Here is a 16,921-nt window from a genome sequence, read left to right on the forward strand (position 1 = left end):
AACGCAGGAACGCCGGAGACCACGATGACTGCCCTCTTGACCATCGATGCGCTGTGCAAGGAATTCGGCGCATACAAGGCGCTTGACCGGATCTCGCTGGAGATCGGCCATGCGGAATTCATCGCGCTGCTCGGGCCCAGCGGCTGCGGCAAGACCACGCTGCTGCGCGCGATCGCCGGCTTCCTGCAGCCCGACAGCGGCCGCATCGCCATCGATGGCCAGGACGTCACCGCGCTGCCGGCCAACCGCCGGCCGCTTAACACGGTGTTCCAGCACTACGCCCTGTTCCCGCATATGACCGTGCTGGACAACGTGGCCTACGGCCCGCGGCGCCAGGGCGCCAGCAGCGCCGAGGCGAAACGCCGCGCGCTGGAGGCGCTCGACTTGGTCGGCCTGGCCGCGCTGGGCGAACGCTATCCGCGCGAAATGTCCGGCGGGCAGCAGCAGCGCGTGGCGCTGGCGCGCGCCATCGTCAACCGCCCGCGCCTGCTGCTGCTCGACGAGCCGCTGTCGGCGCTGGACATGAAACTGCGCAAGCGCATGCAGCTGGAGTTGAAGCACCTGCAGCAGCAGCTTGGCATCGCCTTCGTCTTCGTCACGCACGACCAGGAAGAAGCGATGGCCATGGCCGACCGCATCGTGGTGATGAACGCGGGCCGCATCGAGCAGTGCGGCGCCGGCACCGAGATCTACCGCGCCCCGGCCAGCCGCTTCGTCGCGGAGTTTATCGGCGACGCCAACCTGCTGCCGTGGGAAGCCGCCGGCGCCGGCCACATCCGTCTGGCGATGCAGGACGCTCATGTGCCGGTGCACGTGCCCGTGGCCAACGGCACCGCGCGCGGCCTGGCGGTGCTGCGCCCGGAACACCTGTGCGTGGCAGACCCCAACGCCCCCGGCGGACTGCATGGCACGCTGGTCGACGTGATCAGCGTGGGCAGCCATACGCTGCTGCACGCCACCGTCGGCGGCCAGACGCTGGTGGCCCGGACCATGGGCCTGCCCGATGCGGCGATGGCGCGCGGCAAGCCGATCCGGCTCGCCTTCGATCCGGCCAACCTGCACCTGATCGGGGAGCCGGCATGAAGCGGCTGCCGATCGCGCCGGCCGTGATGCTGGCGGCGCCGCTGGCCTTCTTCGCGGCGTTCTTCCTGGCGCCGCTGGCGGTGGTGCTGATCGCCAGCTTTACCAGCGGCCAGCCGCCTGCCCCGACACTGGCCAGCTATGTACGCGTGCTGGCCGACCACTACCACTGGGAAGTCATCCTGGTCACCTTCCGCATTGCCTGCCTGACCACGCTGGCGTGCCTGCTGCTTGGCTATCCGCTCGCCTGGTACCTGGTGCGCGTGGTGCGCTGGAAGGCATGGCGGCGCTTGTGCGTGATCCTGCTGGTCGTGCCGATGTTCACCAGCAATATCGTGCGCTCGTTCGGCTGGATGGTGCTGCTGGGCCGCAACGGGCTGGTCAACCAGACCCTGGTCGACAGCGGGCTTGTCGATCGCCCCGTGCGTTTCCTGGGCACCGAGACCGGCATCCTGATCGGCATGGTCTACGTGTTGCTGCCCTTCGTCGTGCTTGCCGTCGGCAATGCGCTGGCGCGCGTGGATCCCGCCTGCGAACAGGCCTCGGCCGATCTCGGCGCCAGCCCGCTGGCCACCTTCCGCCACATCACGTTCCCGCTGACGCTGCCGGGCGTGGTGGCGGGCGGGATCATGGTGTTCACGCTGGCAGTCAGCGCCTATGTCACGCCTGCGCTGCTGTCGGGCGGCCGGATCTCGGTGTTGTCGATGCTGATCTTCCAGCAATACAGCACCGTGTTCGACATCCACTACGGCGGCGCGCTCAGCATCGTGCTGCTGGTCTTCACGCTGGCGATGGTGGCCATGGCCAGCCGCGTCGGCGAACACCGGGGGATTGCACGATGATCGCCGCCTTGTCCATTCGCGTCGTCTCATGGGCTGTGCTCGCCTACCTGGCACTGCCGCTGGTGGTGATCCTCGGCAGTTCCCTGACCGAATCCGCCTTCCTGGCCTTCCCGCCTGAAGGGCTGACGCTGCGCTGGTACCAGCAGATGCTGGGCGAGCCGGGCTACGTGTCCGCCTTCACCACCAGCACGCTGCTGGCACTGGCGGCAACCGCGGCGGCGCTGGTGCTGACCGTGCCCGCCGCGCTGGCGGTGGCGCGCTACGACTTCCCCGGCAAGCGCGCCATGACTTCGGTGCTGATGTCGCCGCTGGTGCTGCCGCACATCGTGCTGGGCGCGGCGCTGCTGCAGTTTGGCGGGTACTTTGGCCTGACGCGCAGCTTCACGTCGCTGCTGATCGGGCATACGGTCATCATTGCGCCGTTCGTGCTGCGGGCCACGCTGGCGCTGATGACGCCCGAGCAGAAGGCTCTGGAAGAAGCCTCCGCCGACCTCGGCGCGAACCCATGGACCACCTTCTTCCTGGTCACGCTGCCGCAGATCCGCGCCGGCATCGTGACGGGATCGATCTTCGCGTTCATCTCTTCTTGGATCAACGTCGAACTGTCGATCTTCAACACCACGGCAGACCTGAACACCATCCCGGTGAAGCTGTTCAACTACGTGCAGTACACCATCGACCCGACCATCGCCGCCGTTTCCGGCGCGACCATCGTGGTGGCCGTCGTCGCCATCACGATCCTGGACCTGACCATCGGCCTGGACATGCTGTCCGACCGCGAGTGATTCCCAATCGGCAAAACCTCACTGCAAGGAGCCATAGCCATGCGCAAGCAGGACGCGTTCGACGTCATCTACACCCACACCGAAGGGGAACCCCTTTGCATCGTCCACAGCGGCATTCCCTACCCCGCCGGATCGACCATCCTGGAAAAGCGTGCCTTCCTGGAAGAGCACTACGACTGGCTGCGCAAGGCGCTGATGCGTGAGCCGCGCGGGCACAAGGACATGTTCGGCGTGTTCCTCACGCCGCCGTCGAGCCCGGAGTACGACGCCGGCCTGATCTATATCGACGGCACCGAGTACTCGCATATGTGTGGCCACGGCACCATCGCCGTGAGCATGGCAATGGTCGCGCTGGGCCTGGTCCGCCGCGGCGAGAACGGCATCACCCGCATCCGCTTCGAGACCACGGCCGGGCTGGTGGTATCCGAGGTAGCCTCGGAAGGCGACAAGGTGCTGTGGACCCGCTTCGAGAACGTGCCCGCGTATGTGGCCGCGCAGGACATCCCGGTGCACCTGCCCGGCTACGGCGACCTGAAGGCCGACCTGGTCTGGGGCGGTAACTACTTCGGCATCGTCGACCTGTCGCCGTGCGCGCTGCGCATCTCGCCCGACAACGGCACCGAGCTGTCGCGCCTGGGCATCCTGGTGCGCGAGCAGATCAAGGAGCAGATGCGCATCCAGCATCCGACCGAAGCGCATATCAACAACCTGAACTTCGTCACCTTCTGGCACCAGCCCACGATCGAAGGCGCCTTCTACAAGAATGTCCACGTCTTCAGCGCCGGTCAGCTGGACCGCTCGCCCGGCGGCACCGGCACCAGCGCGATGATGGCGATGTTCGAGGCACGCGGCAAGCTCGGCATGAACCAGCCCATCCTGTCCGAGGGCCTGCTCGGAAGCGGCACGTTCGAGGGCTGCCTGCTTGGCGAAGTGAGCCTGAACGGCACCCGCGCAGTGCGCCCGACGGTCAAGGGCACCGCCAGCATCCTGGGCACGGCGCGCTGGCTGATCGACCGGAACGATCCGGTGGGGGCGGGGTTCCTGGTGCGCTGAAGGCGGGTCCATCCCGTTCAGCCGGGGCGGGATGGACTACTGTCAGACGGACGCCGACGCGGCTATCAGCGCGCAACCGGGAGCGGCGAAGGCGGCGCTTTCATATGCTTCCTCTAAGGGGAGCGGCGCCGATCATCTGCCGTGAAACGACAGCTCATGGAGCCCATCGTGCAGATCACCAGCTACCGGCCATTCGGGGTCATACCCCACCGCTCCCCTGACAGGCCCGCGCATCGCGCCGCGCGGGCGGCAGACAATTCGCTGCTGCTGGTGTTGTGGGTTCTGCTATCGCTCGCATGCTGTGCCGCCGCCATGGCGGTGGTTGACGTGCTCTGATTTTCCCTCTCCTCCTTGACCCTCCGAAGCGGAGGTCTGGCTGACCGCCTCACGGTACCGCCAGACGTGCCGCCCGGCGTTGGCAGGCGCCGGGCGGCAATTTTTTTTCATTTTCCACACAGTCCATTGCACGACAATCCGGCAAGACAATATCAAGCGTAACGCGGTGCAGACAGACCGGCACTGACAAGGGAAACCGAAGATATATGTCGCCGCCGATTATTGTTTTGACAAACCCGGCCAGCGGAATCAATTGACGATTTCACCTGCCATTTCCATTACCGATTCCCGTCATCTATCGACACGCATCGCCTCTGATTATTATCGACCGACAATATATCGCCCGGCCGGTTCTATATACACCAATTCAAGCCCCTGCCGCATCACGGCAGCGTAATAATCAAATCGATTGATTTTCTATTTACTTTCCGGATAGCATGCCGGGCGCGCCGCGGAAGCCGGATCGATGCTTCCGCGGCACTTGCATTGCCCCTCCCGGCGGCATATGCCGGCCGGCCCGGAACAAATGAAAAAGGTGGAACCATCCACCCGCATAATCAGGAGACGTGAATGGCGCCTTTGCTGTTCAAGGTGGAAGACCGTCCGCCGCGCATCACTACCGTGCTGTTGGCACTTCAGCATCTGCTCGCCGCCCTCGGCGGCATTATCGCGGTACCGCTGGTGATCGGCGGGGCATTAAAGCTGCCAACCCCGGAAATCATTGCCCTGGTGAATGCCGCCCTGATCGGCTCGGGCGTGGTGACGATTATTCAATGCAAGGGCGTGGGCCCGGTGGGGATCCGCTTGCCGTGCGTGATGGGCACCAGCTTTTCCTTCGTCGGCGCTGCCATCAGCGTGGGCGCCGAGCACGGCGTGGCCGGCATCCTGGGCTCGGCGCTGGCCGGTTCGCTGCTGATGATCGTCGGCAGTCATTTCATGCCCACCATCCGCAAGCTGTTTCCCCATACCGTCACCAGCGTGGTCGTCACCATGATCGGCCTGTCGCTGATCCCGGTTGCGGTGGACTGGGCCGCCGGTGGCCGAGGCAGCCCCCAGTATGGCGCGGTCGGCAACCTGGCGATCGCGGCCTTCGTGCTGGCGCTGGTGATCGCCATGGTGCAGTGGGGCAAGGGCATGATCTCGGCCTCCGCCATCGTGATCGGCATCCTGGGCGGCTACCTGCTGTGCCTGGCGCTGGGGCTGGTCGATTTCACGCAGATGCGCAATGCGCCGGTGCTGGCGCTGCCGCAGCCGCTGCACTTCGGCCTGGCGTTCCCGGTATCCGGCATCGTGGCGATGGCGATTGCCTACCTGGTGACGACGGTGGAATCCACCGGCACCTTCATGGCACTCGGCTCGGCCACGCAAACGCCGATCACGGGCAACAAGCTGTCGCGCGGGATCCTGTGCGACGGCTTCGGCTCCGCCTTTGCCGCGCTGATTTCGAGCCCGCCGCTGTCCACCTTCGCGCAGAACGTCGGCGTGGTGTCGCTGACCGGTGTCGCCAGCCGCCACGTGGTGGCGCTGACCGGCGTGATGCTGCTGCTGGCCGGGCTGTTCCCGGTGCTGGGCGCGCTGGTGGTGACGATTCCGCAGCCGGTGCTCGGCGGCGCCGGCCTGATGATGTTCGCCATGATCGTCTCGGGCGGCATCAACATGCTGAGCCGGATCGAGTTCACGCAGCGCAATACGCTGATCGTGGCCGTGTCGATCGGCTGCGGCCTGGCGGTGACCTTCCGCCCGGAGCTGCTGTCCAGGCTGCCGCTGTTCGTGCAGGAAGTGTTCGGCTCGGGCATCTCGGTGGGGTCGCTGGTGGCGGTGACGCTGAACCTGGTGCTGCCGGGCGGCAAGGCTGAAGCCGCCGAGGAGGCGCAGCACGACGAAGTGGCGCAGACTTCCGGCGAACTGGCCTGAACCCAACCGCGACGCCGGCGCGGCCGGGCAACCACCGCCTGGCCGCGTCAGTTTCCTCGCATGACCAGGCATCGCCTTGCCTGGCCACCTCCCGGCTTAGCGGGAGCGGGCCTTGCCCTGGCCCTTTGGAATGGTTGGCTTGATCCAGCGGATGCGGCGCGGGAACAGTTCGGTGATGGGCACCACGGCAGGCACCACGTTCAGCACCTCAGCGCAGGTAGCGCTCGACCAGCTTGACCCAGTAGGTGGCGGCAAGCGGCAGGCATTCGTCGTTGAAGTCGTAGCCCGGGTTGTGGACCATGCAGCCGCCCTCGCCATCACCGTTACCGACGATCAGGTAGCAGCCAGGACATTCCTCCAGCATGAAAGAGAAATCTTCGCTGCCGGTCAGCGGCACCATGTCGCCGATCAGGCCGCCCTCGCCCAGCCACTCGCGGGCAACCTCGCGCGCCAGTTCCGTGGTCGCGGGGTCGTTGACCAGCACCGGGTAGCGGCGGTCGTAGTGCACCTCGGCACTGGCACCAAAGCTGTCCGCCTGGGCATGCGCCAGCGCGGTGATGCGCGCCTGCAGCAGGTCGCGCACTTCGGCCTTCAGCGCGCGCACCGACAGCCGCAGTTCGGCACTCTCGGGAATCACGTTGGACGCCTTGCCGGCTTCGATCGCGCCGACGGTCACGATGGCCATGTCAAGCGGGTTCACGTTGCGCGACACCACCGACTGCAACGCCATCACCATCGACGCGCAGGCCACCACCGGATCGACCGCCCGATGCGGAACCGCGCCGTGGCCACCGCGGCCCGTCACGCGGATGGTGACGGTGTCCGAGGACGCCATGAACGGGCCGGGCAGGAAGCCGAACTTGCCGGTCGGGTGTCCGGGCATGTTGTGCAGCGCGAACACCGCATCGCACGGGAACAGCCGGAACAGGCCGTCCTTGATCATCTCGCGCGCGCCGCCCATGCCTTCCTCGGCCGGCTGGAAGATCACGTGCAGCGTGCCCCGGAAGGACTTGTGCACGGCCAGGTAGCGCGCCGCGGCCAGTAGCGTGGCAGTGTGGCCGTCATGGCCGCAGGCGTGCATCTTGCCGTCGATCTTGCTCGCATACGGCAGGCCGGTGGTTTCACGGATCGGCAGCGCATCCATGTCGGCGCGCAGGCCGATGGCAGGGCCGTCGCCGTGGCGCAGCGTGCCGACCACGCCGGTGCCGCCCAGGCCGCGATGCACGGCATAACCCCATGCCCGCAGGCACTCGGCCACCAGGTCGCTGGTGGCGAACTCCTCGAAGCCCAGCTCGGGATGGGCATGGATGCGGTGGCGCAGGTCCACCATCTCGGCTTCGATGGCGCGGATGCCGGGCAGGACGGGATCTGGATGCATGGGGTTTCCGGCGTTTTGTGGGGGTGATTGCGGGTGCGATTGCGGGGAATCGGGTGCGGCGATCTTAGGCATCGCCCGCTCGTGCCGATAGCCGCAAAACTGTTATCCTGACAACCTTTGGTTGTCACCCACCCGATCCAGCATGTCGATGAAACTGCACCAGCTCCAGGCGCTGGTCGCCGTTGCCGATGCCGGCAGCATCCGCGCCGCCGCCCGGCTGGCCGGGCTGTCGCAGGCGGCGGTGACCAAGGCGCTGCGCGAACTGGAAAGCGAAGCCCGGCTGCCCCTGCTCTCGCGCACTGCCAGCGGCGTGGCGCTGACCGCGGCGGGACAGCGGATGCTGGGCCATGCCCGGCTGGTGGTGGGCCAGCTCGCACGCGCCAGCGAAGAGCTGGCGACGCTGCGCGGCGAAGGCGTGGGGCGGCTGAGCATCAGCGTCACGCCGTGGGTCATGCTGACGTTCCTGCCGCGCGTGCTGCTGCGTTTTCGCGAACGCATGCCGGGCGTGCAGGTGGAGATCTTCGAGGGCCTGACCGCAGTGGCCTTGCCCCGCTTGCGCGAAGGCACGCTGGACTTTGCCGTGGGGCCGTTCACGGCTGCGATGTCAACGCAGGAATTCGAGTGCGAGCCGCTGCTTGCGTACACCTCGTGCGTAATCGCCCGGCGCGGCCATCCATGCGGGCAGGCGCGCTCGCTGCACGAACTGCTGGAGCAGGACTGGGTCGTCAACTACACCACGGCCAGCTACGAGTCCTTCATGCGCAACCTGTTCTGGCAGCATGATGCACAGATCGACCCGTCTCGGCTGCATTGCGCGCACTCCACCTCGTTGCTGCTGGAACTGATCCGCAATGCCGGCATGATCAGCTACTGCCCCCGGCCGCTGCTGCTGGCCGAGCCGATGCGTGGCTGGGTCCACGCCTTTGCCCTGGACGAGCAGTTCGAAACCAGCCGGCTTGGCATCATCACACGCCATAACGCGGTGCGCAGTCCCGCGGCGCAGTGCTTTACCGACTGCCTGCTGCAGGAGATCCGGCGGCGCGCGCGCTCGGCGGCGCAGAAGGACAGCGAGTTGTTCGACGAACTGGACGTGTTGTACTGAGTGCAGGAGTCCGCGGCAGGAAACGGCCGGATCCGTGCAATGCACGCACCCGGCCCGCGCGGTCCTCGCCGGAGATTCAATCCAGCGTGATGTTTGCCTTCCTGATCACCTCGCTCCAGCGCTGAGTCTCGACGCGCACCAGCGCGGCATATTCGGCGCTGGTGCCGGGCATCGGGACGGCCCCCTGGGCTGCAAGGCTCTCGGCAGTTTTCTTCTCTTTCGCGATCCTGTTGATCTCGAGCGAGAGCCGGTCGACGATAGCCTTGGGCGTTCCCGCCGGCGCCAGCACGCCGGACCAGGAGTCGACCACTAGGTCAGGGATGCCGGCCTCCGCCATGGTGGGAACGCCCGGCAACGAAGCCACGCGCCGCGAACTCGCGACCGCCAGGGCGCGCATCTTCCCGCCCTGGATTTGCGGCAGGACATTGGGCAGGTTGACGAACATCAGGTCGATCTGCCCCGCCATGAGATCAACCGCCGCCGGGCCCGCGCCCTTGAACGGCACATGCTCGAAGCTGGTGCCGGTCTTGTGCTGGAACAGCTCGCCGACCATCTGGTTGACGCTGCCGTTGCCGGCGGAGCCCATGAACAGCGGCTTGCCGCCAGATTTGGCATAGGCGACGAAATCCTTGACGGTCTTCGCCGGCACCTTGTTCGAGACCACCAGCACGTTCGGCACGGCGGCAAACAGTGCCACCTGCACAAAGTCCCTGTTCGCGTCGTACGGCAGCTTCTTGTAGATCAGCGGGTGGATGGACTGGTGGCCCGAAGACGCGAGCAGCAGCGTATAGCCGTCAGGCGGCGACTTGGCGACCAGGTCCGCACCCAGCGTGCCGCCCGCACCGGGCTTGTTCTCCACGATGACCTGCTGGCCCAGCGTCTCGGAAAGGCGCTGCGCCAGCACTCGGCCGACCAGGTTGACGGTGCCTCCCGCCGGGAACGGAACGATGAGGCGGATCGGCTTGTCCGGATACGCGGCGGACGCGCCTGGGGCAACGCAAGCAGCGCTTACGGCCGCAATCAGTAACTTGGCGATGAGCTTCATGGGGCTTGGGCAGGAAGTGGATGGATGGATCAGGCCGCTGCCAGGGCGGCGATATCGCGCTTCATCTGGTCGCGCGCCGCATCGAGGCGCTGCCGTGTCGACGTCACCGAAGCCAGCACGGCTTCAAGATGAGCGCGTTGGCGCTCGATGGCAAGGGTCACCTCCGCCGGCGCAGGGCCGCCGTTGCCGCGCGAGTTGATGCTTTCGACGGGGTCCAGGTACTGGCGCAGCCTGGCTTCCGGCCATTCGATCGCGCGGCCGATGACGTCCACCGCCGCGCGGTCGAGCATGGTGCTGGTCACTTCGCCCGCGGACTGGCCGGCATCCAGTGCCATGCGCACCAGGCCGCCCACGACGTGGTGGGCGTCGCGGAACGACAGTCCCGCGTCGGCAACGAGCCCGTCGGCCAGGTCGGTGGCCACGGAAAAGTCGAACCTGACCCGCTGCAGCATGGATTGCCGCTTCGGCTCGACGCTGCCGACGACCAGCCTGAACAGCGCCAGGCAGCGCGCCGTTTCCTCGCAGCACTCCCAGAAGCTGCGGATGCTCTCGCGGCTGCTGTCGCCGGTGTGCGTGAAGTGGGTGCCCTTGACCGCAATCAGCGCGGTCGTCAGCAGCCCGACGACATGGGCGCTCTTGCCGCGCAGGTATTCGAGCACGGCGGGGTTCTTCTTCTGCGGCATGATGCTCGAGGTACTCGCCACGCGGTCGGGGAAGGACAGCAGGCCGAACTCCGGCGTGGACCACACGTAGAAGTCCTGCGCCACCCGACCCCATGTCAGTGCGACGATGGTCATGGCGGACATGGCCTCCCACGCGAAGTCGCGTGACGCCACTGCATCCAGCGTGTTGTGGACCAGCGCACCGAAGCCGAGCGCGGTCGCGGTGACTTGCCTGTCGATCGGGAACCGCGTACCGGCCAGCGCGCCTGCACCCAGCGGCATGGCGTCGATCCGCGCCAGAGCCGCATGCAGCCGGTCCATGTCCCGGCCCAGCGTCTCGGCCACGGCGCTCAGGTAGAAGCCGAACGTGATGGGCTGCGCGGGCTGCAGGTGCGTGTAGCCAGGCATGACGGCATCGGCGAATTCACCTGCGCGTTGCAGCGCCACCCTGCGCACGCTGCCCAGCGCCTCGATGGTGTCGAGGACGATGCTGCGGGCGCGCATCCGGTCGATGGTGGCGGCGATGTCGTTCCGGCTGCGCGCCATGTGCAGGCGTCCGCCGATGTCCCGGCCGCTCACTTCCATCAGCCGGGCTTCATAGTTGAAGTACGGATCCTCGCGGGCGGGATCCAGGGTCACCGCGTCAGGCCCCTCGGCCTCCATCCGCTGCAGGCCGCCTGCCAGCTGCCGTGCGACTTCCGGTGACACCAGGCCGGTCTTGTGCAGCATCAGCAGGTGCGCCTGGTTCACCTCGGTGAGGTAGGCGAATTGTCTCGTGAAGTCGCGCGCAAGGCGCGGACCGTAAATGTGCTCGCAGATTTCCTGGGCAAGCGGCTCGTTGAGCCGGCGGCTGACTTTCGATTCCATGGTTCCGGATACGTTGTGTGGTGAACCCAGTATCCAAGCCAGCGGCATACCGGTCAAATGACAGTTTCACGGGGGCGCATGCATTTTTGATATGGGCATCCGGGAATGCCTGTACCATTGCCGGCATGAACTTCAAGCAGATCGAGACCTTCCGCACCGTCATGCTGACCGGCTCCATGACCGTCGCGGCGAAGCAGTTGCATACCTCGCAACCGAACGTCAGCCGCGTCATCGGCAAGCTGGAAGCGGAGCTCGGTTTCGAGCTGTTCGACCGGTTGCCGGGACGCGTGGTGGCAACCAAGGGCGCCGAGGCGCTGTTCAAGGAAGTGGAACGTGCCTTCGTCGGACTGGACAGCCTGAGCGACTCGGCGCGCGCCATCCGCGACGTCGGCGTCGGCACGCTGCGGGTGGCAGCCGCCGCGTCGATATCGCTGAGCGTGTTGCCGCAGGCAGTCCGGCGCTTCAGCGAAAAATACCCACAGGTACGCATCGTCTGCGACACCAGCGAGTCCTATGTGATCGCCAACTGGATTGCCACGCAGCACTGCGACATCGGCTTTGTTTCCAACATCTCCGACAAGCCGGGTGTCGTGGCGTCGGTCATACACACCGAAAGCGCCGTGTGTGTCGTGCCGGCGCGTCACCGGCTGGCGAAGAAGAAGCGGCTCGTTCCGGAAGACCTGGCCGGCGAGCGCTTTATTTCCCTGCCCGGCGGAAATACCTCACGGCGTGCGATCGATGCCGTGTTCCGTGACGGCGACCGCATCATGGCGCTCGAAACGCCTTTCGCCGCGACGATCTGCAGGATGGTCAGCGAAGGCCTCGGCGTGAGCCTGGTGAACCCCATCGTCAGCCGGACAATGAAGTTCCCGGGCGTGGTCGCCATCCCGTTCAAGCCCGATATCCCGTTCAGGAGCTACATGCTGCGCGCGCAACTGGCGCCACGCGACACGCACGCCAACCATTTCGCCGCCTGCATGCGAGCGGCCTTCGACGCCGTGTAACGCAGGGCGAGGCTTACTGCCCGCCGACTGTGGCATCGACCCGGTACACCGCCCCACCGGTCGCCGAAGTCCCGCTGTCCGCCAGCACATACAGCGCCTGCGCGGCATCCACGCCAAAGGAATACACGCTGCCGGGGATCGTGACGTTCCAGTCGACCTGCTCGGCCGCACCGCCATCGCGGAACACAAAACTCAGCAGCTTGCCGGTGCACAGGTCCGAATAAAAGTAGCGCCCTTGCAGCGCAACCAGCGCACTGCCCCGGTACACATAGCCGCCGACGATGGCGCAGCCGCCGGCATCGTGCCCGTACTCGAACACCGGCAGCGTCAGCCCGGCCGTGTCACAGGTGGCGGCGCCCACGCACGCAGTGCCTTCCATGCGGTTCCAGCCGTAGTTCAGCCCGGCGCTGGTGGCCGCCGCGACGTCGACTTCTTCGCGCTGGTTTTGGCCAACATCCGCGATATACAACTGTCCGGCATCGAAGGCGAAGCGCCAGGGATTGCGCAGTCCATATGCCCAGATCTCGCCGCGCCTGCCAGACTGGCCGGTGAACGGATTGCCGGCAGGAATGCCATAGGGCTGTCCGGATGCGCCGCTGGCATCGATGCGCAGCACCTTGCCGAGCAGCACGCCGAGGTTCTGCGCATTGCCGGACGGATCGCCCCCGCCGCCGCCATCGCCAGTGCCGACATAGAGCATCCCGTCGGGGCCGAATGCCAGTTGGCCACCGTTGTGGTTCTGGAAGTTGCTGTGCGGGATCGACAGCAACACCGTACCGGCCGTATCGGCAACGTCGGGATTGCTTGCGGAAGCCTGGTAGCGCGCGACGGTGATGGCGCCGTTGTTATCGGTGTAGTAGACGTAGAAGCGGCCGTTGCTGGCATAGGCTGGGTCAAAGGCCATCGACAGCAGGCCGCGCTCGCCGTCGGTGGTGGTCAGTGCATCGATATCGAGGAAGGGCGTGGCCAGCAGCGCGCCATTGCGTACGATGCGGATGCGCCCTGCGCGCTCCACGATGAACAGGCGCGCGTCGCCCGCGGGCGCGGTGAGATAGATCGGCTCGCCCAGCCCGCCCGCCACCTGCACCAGCGACAGGCGCACCGACCGGGGCGCGCCGTAGACGACGTTTGCCGTAGCCCCGGCCCCGACATCTACCGACTGGGCAGGTTGCTGTGGTTGGTACTGGCTGGTGCCGGCGAGCACATCGGCGGCGCTGATGGTGTAGGTACCGGTGGCGAGATTGGACAGGGTTGCCGACTGGGTGACGGTCTGGCGGTATTGCCCCGGGCCGGTCACCGTGACCGCGGCCGGCGATCCGGCCGGCAGGCCCGTGACCGCCACCGACAGCGTTCCCGGCCCATCCGGCCCATTGCTGCCCCCGGAGCCGTTGCCGGGGTTGCTACCGGTACTGCCGCCATCACCACCACCGCCGCCGCACGCCGCCAGGCCCAGGCAGGCGGCAAGGAACCACTGGCACAGCGAAGATCGTAGTGAGACTGACATGGCACGCTCCTGTCACCCCGGCGCCCGCTGCCACGCAAGAACCGCTCCTTGCCGTGGCAAGCTTCGCCTGCCCTACCCCTTGCCGCCGCGCCACACCTGCAGCGGATCCCAGGCCGGCGCGGCGTCTTCCGGCTGTGGCAAGGCCTGCGCCTGCTCCATCATGGCCTCGGCCCGCGCCTGCAGCTTGTCCAGGCAGCGCGACAGCACGCGCGCCTCTTCGGCGCTCAGGCACGCCGCCAGTTCCCGGTTGAAGGCACGCGCCTGCGCAAAAGCGCGGCGGTAGACCGCTTCGCCTTCCTCCGTCAGCGTGAACGCGGCGGCGCGCCGGTCCGAGCAGCCCGGCACGCGGCTGACCGAGCTGGCGCAAAGCGCCGGCCTGGACAAGGTGCTGGCCAGCCGGGCCGTGCACGCGCTGGTCGAACGCGGGCTAGTGCGGCGCGAGGCGCGTGAGCAGGGTCGGATACGGTGCGCCCCGCCTACCAGGGCCTGATCCAGCAGATCGATGACCGCCTCGGCCTGCTGTGGGACCAGCTGGAACGGCTGGGCCGCTGGCAGGACACGCTGATCGTCTTTACCGCCGACCATGGCGACTTCCTCGGCGACCACTGGCTGGGTGAAAAGGAGCAGTTCTACGACACCGTGCAGAACGTGCCGCTGATCGTCTACGATCCCTCGCCCGAGGCCGATGTCACCCGCGGCAGCGCGCAGCAGAGCATGGTTTCGGCAGTCGACGTGGTGCCGACGGTGCTCGACGCACTGGGGCTGCCGCCAGCCGACCATCGCATCGAGGGCCGCTCGCTGCTCGATCTGACCCGCGCGCGCAATGCGGGCAACTGGCGCGATTTCGTGGTCTCGGAACTCGACTACGCCTACCGCGGCGCACGGGTCGCGCTAGGCCGTCATCCGGGCGAATGCCGCGCCTGGATGGTGCGCGACGCACGCTGGAAATACGTCCACTGACACTGCTTCCGGCCACAGCTGTTCGACCTGGAAAACGATCCGGACGAGTATTTCGACCTGGGCGCCGACCCCGCCCATGAAACCGTGCGCAATGCCATGCGGCTGCGGCTGCTGGACTGGTTCTGCACGCTCAAGCCGCGCGTGACCGTGACCAACGAGGAAGTCGCGGCCAAGACCAACGTGTACAAGCAGGCCGGCGTGTTCTTCGGCGTGTGGTGAACGCGGCGGGTACGGAACCTGCAAACGCATTGGCGTCCGCACTCACCGCACTCCCCCACCCCGCCATGAAACCTGTCACGCTGATTGGCGCCCCCACCGATGTCGGGGCCGGCACGCGCGGCTGCTCGATGGGCCCCGAGGCGCTGCGTGTCGCCGGCCTGGCGCAGGCGCTGGCACGCAACAACCTGCAGGTCGAGGACGCCGGCAACCTTGGCGGCCCCGCCAATCCCTGGCAGCCGCCGCAAGGCGGCATGCGCCATCTCGACGAAGTCGTGGCCTGGAACCAGGCCGTCTACGACGCGTGCCTGGGCACGCTGCAGGCGGGCCGGCTGCCACTGCTGATGGGCGGCGACCATTGCCTGGCAATCGGATCGATCAGCGCGGCGGCGCGCCATTGCCGCGATACCGGCAAGACCCTGATGGTGCTGTGGCTCGATGCGCACGCCGACGCCAATATCGGCACCACCACGCCCACCGGCAACATGCACGGCATGCCGGTGGCCTGCCTGTGCGGGCACGGACCGGCGCCACTGACCACGCTGGCCGGCCCGGCGCCCGCAGTGGACCGCAGCGCGATCCGGCAGATCGGTATCCGCAGTGTCGATACGGAGGAAAAGCGCCGCCTGCACGAACTGCAACTGGCGGTGTACGACATGCGCTACATCGACGAGAACGGCATGCGCCACACCATGCAACAAGCGCTGGCCGGCATCGACGCGCAGACGCACCTGCACGTCAGCTTCGACGTGGATTTCCTCGACTGCGCGATTGCGCCCGGCGTGGGCACCACCGTGCCGGGCGGCCCGACCTACCGTGAGACCCAGCTCTGCATGGAAATGATCGCCGATACCGGCCGGCTGGCGTCGCTCGACGTGATGGAGCTGAACCCGGCCTGCGACGTACGCAACCAGACCGGGCTACTGGCCGTGGACCTGATGGAAAGCCTGTTCGGCAAATCGACGCTGTGGCGTCCGCCGCCAGCCTGAAAAAGTTGCACGGCGTGCCTGTCGATACTGCAACGGCATGGCCGATACGGCACCCAGGCACGCGCCAGGCGTGCGTGACGGCGCCGCGGCGGGTTGGCGCACGGTGGCGTACCCCTTGCAACACCGGTGATCAGGCCCACCGTTCGGGCCGGCAACCGGAGCGATCATGAAGAACATCTGGATCCTGGTGGCGGATGAATCCGTCGCCCGCGTCTTTGCCTCGCATGGCGACGCCGCCCCGCTGGCGGTGGTCGAAGAGATTACCGATGCCGCCGCGCATGCCGACCGCGCCGACCTGCGCCGCGATGCCTACGGCCGGCGTGGCCAGGCCGCCTCGCAGGGAGATGCCGGCCACCCGGGCGCGCACCAGGTTGGTCCGTCGACTGTCACCTCGTCCGCGGGGGAGGACGAACTGCACCAGGAAGCGCAGCTGTTCGCGCACCGTGTCGCGGACCTCCTCTCGGACGCCCGCAACAAGCAGCGCTATGAAGAACTCGTGCTGATCGCGGCGCCCCGTTTCCTCGGGCTGCTGCGCAAGACCTTGCCCGCTTCGGTCACCGGCGTGGTAACGCGCGAGATCGGCAAGGACCTGATCCACGTGCCCAACAACGACCTGCAGCAGCGGCTGGCCGACGAAGGCGTGGTGCCTGCGCGCCGCGACGAGCGTGTGAATATGGGAAGGGACCGCTGACGACTGGAAACGCGCCACAGAAAAGCGGCCGCCCGCACCCGCCTGCGGTCGGCCGCGCGTGCGGCTGCGCGTGTCAGCGCGCCGTACCGGAACCGCTGGTCGCGCCGCTGGAGCCGCTGGACGTGCCACCAGGGCTGGTGGTGCTGGTCGCGCCGGACGTGCCGGTGGAAGTGCTGCCCGGCGAGCCATAGCCGCTGCGGCTGCGGTTCTGTTCAGACACCGAGCCGGAACCCGACAGCGATCCCGAGCCGCTGGTGCTGCCGGTTGCCGAGCAGCCGGCCAGGATGCCGAGCGAGGCAAGCAATGCAATGCCGATGCGTAGCGTCGTTTTCATGTGGTCCTCCGTCTTGCTGGTTGCGGCCGGCCCTCGCATCGATGCAGGACCGGCCGGCGAGCGCGCTGAAATCGCCGCTCCGCTGCACATGACGCAACTGACGTACCAGTGGAGGTCGGCGATGGCAGGATTGGGGGTTGTGTTGCCGATGCTGCGGCA

The 16,921-nt window shown here is 67.0% G+C and carries 16 protein-coding genes and 2 pseudogenes; 12 read left to right on the top strand and 6 right to left on the bottom strand.

The window, feature by feature from the left end; translation table 11 throughout:
* The first annotated feature begins 24 nt into the window (after positions 1-24).
* The 6 genes from CTP10_RS25060 to CTP10_RS25085 all read left to right on the top strand — a co-directional run bounded on the left by CTP10_RS25060 (position 25) and on the right by CTP10_RS25085 (position 6,010).
* The gene (locus CTP10_RS25060; RefSeq protein ID WP_116321415.1) at positions 25-1,083 is read left to right on the top strand and encodes an ABC transporter ATP-binding protein; all 1,059 of its coding nucleotides are present in this window, start codon (positions 25-27) and stop codon (positions 1,081-1,083) included.
* Complete coding sequence (locus CTP10_RS25065; protein WP_116321416.1) at positions 1,080-1,922, top strand: ABC transporter permease; 843 nt, start codon at positions 1,080-1,082, stop codon at positions 1,920-1,922. Before CTP10_RS25060 ends, CTP10_RS25065 begins: the two co-directional genes overlap by 4 nt.
* Positions 1,919-2,707, top strand: coding sequence for an ABC transporter permease (locus tag CTP10_RS25070; protein WP_116321417.1), 789 nt, complete (start codon positions 1,919-1,921; stop codon positions 2,705-2,707). The genes CTP10_RS25065 and CTP10_RS25070 overlap by 4 nt, the downstream gene beginning before the upstream one ends.
* A 39-nt stretch (positions 2,708-2,746) precedes the next feature.
* A complete protein-coding gene (locus CTP10_RS25075; RefSeq protein ID WP_116321418.1) occupies positions 2,747-3,760 on the top strand; it encodes a proline racemase family protein in 1,014 nt (337 codons plus the stop codon).
* A gap of 156 nt (positions 3,761-3,916) precedes the next feature.
* On the top strand, positions 3,917-4,096 hold the full coding sequence (locus CTP10_RS25080; protein WP_116321419.1) for a hypothetical protein: 180 nt from the start codon (positions 3,917-3,919) through the stop codon (positions 4,094-4,096).
* Positions 4,097-4,666: 570 nt separating this feature from the next.
* Positions 4,667-6,010, top strand: coding sequence for a nucleobase:cation symporter-2 family protein (locus CTP10_RS25085; protein WP_116321420.1), 1,344 nt, complete (start codon positions 4,667-4,669; stop codon positions 6,008-6,010).
* A gap of 208 nt (positions 6,011-6,218) precedes the next feature.
* Here the strand turns inward: CTP10_RS25085 and CTP10_RS25090 are convergent, their stop codons facing one another.
* Positions 6,219-7,388, bottom strand: coding sequence for a M20 aminoacylase family protein (locus tag CTP10_RS25090; RefSeq protein ID WP_116321421.1), 1,170 nt, complete (start codon positions 7,386-7,388; stop codon positions 6,219-6,221).
* Positions 7,389-7,530: 142 nt separating this feature from the next.
* Here CTP10_RS25090 and CTP10_RS25095 point away from each other — a divergent pair, with 142 nt between their 5' ends.
* Positions 7,531-8,490 (top strand): LysR family transcriptional regulator, encoded by a 960-nt coding sequence (locus CTP10_RS25095; RefSeq protein WP_199414642.1) that lies wholly within the window; start codon positions 7,531-7,533, stop codon positions 8,488-8,490.
* A 76-nt stretch (positions 8,491-8,566) separates the two neighbouring features.
* On the opposite strand, the gene CTP10_RS25100 is transcribed toward CTP10_RS25095, so the two are convergent.
* Positions 8,567-9,535, bottom strand: a complete 969-nt coding sequence (locus tag CTP10_RS25100) for a Bug family tripartite tricarboxylate transporter substrate binding protein (protein ID WP_116321422.1) — start codon at positions 9,533-9,535, stop codon at positions 8,567-8,569.
* Positions 9,536-9,564: 29 nt separating this feature from the next.
* On the bottom strand, positions 9,565-11,064 hold the full coding sequence (gene argH / locus CTP10_RS25105) for an argininosuccinate lyase (protein ID WP_116321423.1): 1,500 nt from the start codon (positions 11,062-11,064) through the stop codon (positions 9,565-9,567).
* Between the two features lie 125 nt (positions 11,065-11,189).
* Here argH and CTP10_RS25110 point away from each other — a divergent pair, with 125 nt between their 5' ends.
* Positions 11,190-12,068: a LysR substrate-binding domain-containing protein gene (locus CTP10_RS25110; protein ID WP_116321424.1), complete on the top strand. Its 879-nt coding sequence runs from the start codon at positions 11,190-11,192 to the stop codon at positions 12,066-12,068.
* A 13-nt stretch (positions 12,069-12,081) separates the two neighbouring features.
* On the opposite strand, the gene CTP10_RS25115 is transcribed toward CTP10_RS25110, so the two are convergent.
* Complete coding sequence (locus CTP10_RS25115; protein WP_116321425.1) at positions 12,082-13,572, bottom strand: PQQ-dependent sugar dehydrogenase; 1,491 nt, start codon at positions 13,570-13,572, stop codon at positions 12,082-12,084.
* Positions 13,573-13,644: 72 nt separating this feature from the next.
* Entirely contained in the window at positions 13,645-13,956 is a 312-nt protein-coding gene (locus CTP10_RS25120) for a MarR family winged helix-turn-helix transcriptional regulator (RefSeq protein WP_376790696.1), read from the bottom strand.
* Here CTP10_RS25120 and CTP10_RS25125 point away from each other — a divergent pair.
* The 4 genes and pseudogenes from CTP10_RS25125 to CTP10_RS25140 all read left to right on the top strand — a co-directional run.
* Positions 13,904-14,032 (top strand): annotated as a pseudogene (locus CTP10_RS25125) (MarR family transcriptional regulator); the annotation flags it as partial. The gene CTP10_RS25120 and the pseudogene CTP10_RS25125 sit on opposite strands and share 53 nt — an antisense overlap.
* A pseudogene (locus tag CTP10_RS25130) lies at positions 14,029-14,751 on the top strand (sulfatase-like hydrolase/transferase); the annotation flags it as partial. The pseudogenes CTP10_RS25125 and CTP10_RS25130, both read left to right, overlap by 4 nt.
* Positions 14,752-14,816: 65 nt before the next feature.
* Entirely contained in the window at positions 14,817-15,737 is a 921-nt protein-coding gene (gene rocF, locus CTP10_RS25135; protein ID WP_116321426.1) for an arginase, read from the top strand.
* A 166-nt stretch (positions 15,738-15,903) separates the two neighbouring features.
* The gene (locus CTP10_RS25140; protein WP_116321427.1) at positions 15,904-16,428 is read left to right on the top strand and encodes a host attachment protein; all 525 of its coding nucleotides are present in this window, start codon (positions 15,904-15,906) and stop codon (positions 16,426-16,428) included.
* Between the two features lie 73 nt (positions 16,429-16,501).
* On the opposite strand, the gene CTP10_RS25145 is transcribed toward CTP10_RS25140, so the two are convergent.
* On the bottom strand, positions 16,502-16,762 hold the full coding sequence (locus tag CTP10_RS25145) for a hypothetical protein (protein WP_158577691.1): 261 nt from the start codon (positions 16,760-16,762) through the stop codon (positions 16,502-16,504).
* Positions 16,763-16,921 lie beyond the last annotated feature (159 nt).

It is taken from the genome of Cupriavidus sp. P-10 (assembly GCF_003402535.2).
GTDB lineage: Bacteria > Pseudomonadota > Gammaproteobacteria > Burkholderiales > Burkholderiaceae > Cupriavidus.

What these genes read in the sequence shown, in the direction of transcription:
- rocF (WP_116321426.1), top strand. Translation starts at nt 14,817, where the DNA reads ATGAAACCTGTCACGCTGATTGGCGCCCCCACCGATGTCGGGGCCGGC.
- CTP10_RS25070 (WP_116321417.1), top strand. Translation starts at nt 1,919, where the DNA reads ATGATCGCCGCCTTGTCCATTCGCGTCGTCTCATGGGCTGTGCTCGCC.
- argH (WP_116321423.1), bottom strand. Translation starts at nt 11,064, where the DNA reads ATGGAATCGAAAGTCAGCCGCCGGCTCAACGAGCCGCTTGCCCAGGAA.
- CTP10_RS25065 (WP_116321416.1), top strand. Translation starts at nt 1,080, where the DNA reads ATGAAGCGGCTGCCGATCGCGCCGGCCGTGATGCTGGCGGCGCCGCTG.
- CTP10_RS25090 (WP_116321421.1), bottom strand. Translation starts at nt 7,388, where the DNA reads ATGCATCCAGATCCCGTCCTGCCCGGCATCCGCGCCATCGAAGCCGAG.
- CTP10_RS25100 (WP_116321422.1), bottom strand. Translation starts at nt 9,535, where the DNA reads ATGAAGCTCATCGCCAAGTTACTGATTGCGGCCGTAAGCGCTGCTTGC.
- CTP10_RS25110 (WP_116321424.1), top strand. Translation starts at nt 11,190, where the DNA reads ATGAACTTCAAGCAGATCGAGACCTTCCGCACCGTCATGCTGACCGGC.
- CTP10_RS25080 (WP_116321419.1), top strand. Translation starts at nt 3,917, where the DNA reads ATGGAGCCCATCGTGCAGATCACCAGCTACCGGCCATTCGGGGTCATA.
- CTP10_RS25060 (WP_116321415.1), top strand. Translation starts at nt 25, where the DNA reads ATGACTGCCCTCTTGACCATCGATGCGCTGTGCAAGGAATTCGGCGCA.
- CTP10_RS25140 (WP_116321427.1), top strand. Translation starts at nt 15,904, where the DNA reads ATGAAGAACATCTGGATCCTGGTGGCGGATGAATCCGTCGCCCGCGTC.
- CTP10_RS25115 (WP_116321425.1), bottom strand. Translation starts at nt 13,572, where the DNA reads ATGTCAGTCTCACTACGATCTTCGCTGTGCCAGTGGTTCCTTGCCGCC.
- CTP10_RS25095 (WP_199414642.1), top strand. Translation starts at nt 7,531, where the DNA reads ATGTCGATGAAACTGCACCAGCTCCAGGCGCTGGTCGCCGTTGCCGAT.
- CTP10_RS25085 (WP_116321420.1), top strand. Translation starts at nt 4,667, where the DNA reads ATGGCGCCTTTGCTGTTCAAGGTGGAAGACCGTCCGCCGCGCATCACT.
- CTP10_RS25075 (WP_116321418.1), top strand. Translation starts at nt 2,747, where the DNA reads ATGCGCAAGCAGGACGCGTTCGACGTCATCTACACCCACACCGAAGGG.
- CTP10_RS25145 (WP_158577691.1), bottom strand. Translation starts at nt 16,762, where the DNA reads ATGAAAACGACGCTACGCATCGGCATTGCATTGCTTGCCTCGCTCGGC.